Raw genomic sequence first — 2,413 nt, forward strand, 5'->3', positions numbered from 1 at the left:
GGGCATCCGCTTCCACGACCGCCAGAGCCTGAATGTCGTTCAGGTAGCCGTCATTGCACTCGAAGACGACCGAATTCACGGTGGCGGTCTCGCGGCCGATACCCGGGTTCCGTTCGATGGCGTGGCGCACGAGGGCGGTGCAGCAGGTGCCGACCGACAGAGTGTTGGTGAGGAGGATGGGCGTCTCGAGAGTGCCCAGCTCCTCCACCTGCACGAGGCCTGTGCTTTTGCCGAAGCCGTTCAGGACATGAACGGCCGCGACGGGCTTTTCTCGATAGAGATTGCCGCCATGGGGTACGATGGCCGTCACTCCGGTGCGGACATCGCCGTCGATCAACGTCCGATGCCCGACCAGCACGCCTGGGACATCGGCAATGCTGTTGAGCGCGCCGGCGGGCAGGTTGCCGCAGGCGAAACCAAGGTCTCGGGCGCGGGGCGGGGTGCTCATCAGGGGCATTCCGCCTTGACGAAGGCGGCGATCTCCGCGTGGGTGGCGATCCACACGTCGGAGCGGCGGGTGATCTCCTCCAGGAGCTTCTCGAGAATCCAGATGCGGGAGCGGTAGCCGGTGACGTGCGGGTGCATTGTCAGCAGGAACAACCCTCCTTCCTCGTAGGCCCGTTCGAACTCGCGGAAGAAGATGTCGAAGACTGCGGTCGGCGGCGTGTGCGGACGCAAGCCGTTGAAACGGTGCATGTTGAAATACACAGCATCGTCGCGAATCCACTCGACGGGAAGCTCCACGATGCCCGTGGGCTCGCCCTGTTCCACAAGCTCATAAGGGTCGTCATCTGCCATGAGCGACGAGTCATAGAGCAGGCCGAGCTCCCGCTCGATGCGCAACGTGGTGGGGCTGAAATCCCAGGACGGGGTTCGCAGGCCCACAGGCCTGACGCCCGTGATCTTCTCCAGCGTGTCGGTCGCGCGGAACATCAGGTCGCGCTCGATCTCGTAGGGCAGCTGGCTGTTGAGTTCGTGAATCCAGCCGTGGATGCCGATTTCATGACCTTCCGCTACGACCCGGCGCTGCTCGTCCTCGTAGAGGAGGGCGGCGACGGCGGGGACGAAGAAGGTCGCCTTGGCATCGTATTTGGCGAGCGCGTTGAGGATGCGCGGCACACCCTGCCGATTGCCGTATTGTCCCTGGGACATGCGGCCGATGGATTTGCCGCCATCGCGCAGTTCGTTCGTCTCATGGTCCGAATCGAAGGAGAAAGCGACGGCGCAGCGGGCACCGTTCTTCCACTTGGCGGGTTTCATGGAGCGGCCGGCGCGCACATGGTCCACTTTGCTGCGCCATGTCTGCTCGTCCCAACGCCAGGGCTGGCTGCTGATATCGTCCATGCTTCTTCCTTAAAATCTGTCGTTCAATTGTGTGCGCTCGTCTCAGGATCAGGAGCGCCCGCCATCGGCGGAGATGATCTGCCCTGAAATCCACGACGCCGCGTCAGAAACCAGGAACATGACCGCGTTTGCGATGTCCTGCGGGTAGCCGAGGCGCCGGGTGTGAATGCTCTCCACCAGGCGCGCCTGCCCCTCGGGGCCATAGCTCTCCCACTGGCGCTGCGTCGCCGGGTTCGACAGGACGAAGCCCGGAGCCACGCTGTTGACCGTGATCCCATAGGGACCAAGCTCGAAGCTGAGTTGCTTCGTCAGCCCAACGAGAGCGTGCTTCGAGGCCGTATAGGCCTGAATGCCCGTGAGGCTCGGGCGAAGGCCGGCGCCGGACGAGATATTGACGATGCGGCCGGACTTCTGGCCCTTCATGTGCGGAGCGACAGCCTGCGAGCACCAGAAGGCGCCATGCACATTGGCTTCGAAGAGAACGAGCCAATCCTGCTCGCTCACCTCCTCGATCGATTTCGCCACCTGACCGCGGACACCGCCGGCGCAGTTGACGAGGATGTCGATGCCGCCGAGGCTTTCCGCCATCTCGTCGAAGACACGGCCGACCGCGGCGCGATCGGCGAGGTCGAGCGTGCGGGTCGCCTTGGCGCCGGCCTCCGCGGCCACGCGCAATCCGGCCTCGTCCATGTCGAGTGCCCAAACATGGGCACCTTCGGCCGCGAGGCATTGGACGATGCTCCGCCCGATGCCCTGAGCCGCGCCGGTTACGGCGACGCGGCGATTGGTGAAGTCCAGGATCATGGCGTCAGCATCTCGTCGAGGGTGGACCAGGATTGTTCGCGTCGTCCGTCCTCGATGTCGTGGATCAGTTCGACGAGCCTGCTGATGGCAGGTGTGGGAATGCCGGCTTCCTGGCCAAGCGTGGCGATGATGGCGATCTGCGCATCCACTTCGGTCTTGCGCTTGCGCACCGCGAGATCGCGCCAGATGCCGGAATGCGTCTTGGCCGTATGGCGGTTGAACTCGGCCATGTCGGCGACGGAACGGCGGGCGGCGGCCTCGTCAA

General features: G+C 64.3%; 4 protein-coding genes. All 4 read right to left on the reverse strand.

What is annotated here, in order from left to right; all coding sequences use genetic code 11:
• Nucleotides 1–448 (reverse strand): P1 family peptidase (locus tag OC446_RS26775; protein ID WP_262032028.1); only part of this gene is annotated, 448 nt, incomplete at its 3' end.
• Nucleotides 448–1,344, reverse strand: a complete 897-nt coding sequence (locus OC446_RS26780) for a polysaccharide deacetylase family protein (protein WP_262032029.1) — start codon at nucleotides 1,342–1,344, stop codon at nucleotides 448–450. The genes OC446_RS26780 and OC446_RS26775, both read right to left, overlap by 1 nt.
• A gap of 48 nt (nucleotides 1,345–1,392) precedes the next feature.
• The gene (locus OC446_RS26785; protein ID WP_262032030.1) at nucleotides 1,393–2,148 is read right to left on the reverse strand and encodes an SDR family NAD(P)-dependent oxidoreductase; all 756 of its coding nucleotides are present in this window, start codon (nucleotides 2,146–2,148) and stop codon (nucleotides 1,393–1,395) included.
• Nucleotides 2,145–2,413: ketopantoate reductase family protein (locus OC446_RS26790; RefSeq protein WP_315986549.1), on the reverse strand; the 269-nt coding region annotated here is incomplete at its 5' end. The genes OC446_RS26785 and OC446_RS26790, both read right to left, overlap by 4 nt.

Origin of the sequence: Microvirga sp. Mcv34 (genome assembly GCF_024519725.1) — a bacterium.
Lineage (GTDB): Bacteria > Pseudomonadota > Alphaproteobacteria > Rhizobiales > Beijerinckiaceae > Microvirga.

Bases quoted from the DNA above. Each gene is read 5' to 3' on its own strand.
- OC446_RS26780 (WP_262032029.1), bottom strand. From the start codon at position 1,344: ATGGACGATATCAGCAGCCAGCCCTGGCGTTGGGACGAGCAGACATGG.
- OC446_RS26785 (WP_262032030.1), bottom strand. From the start codon at position 2,148: ATGATCCTGGACTTCACCAATCGCCGCGTCGCCGTAACCGGCGCGGCT.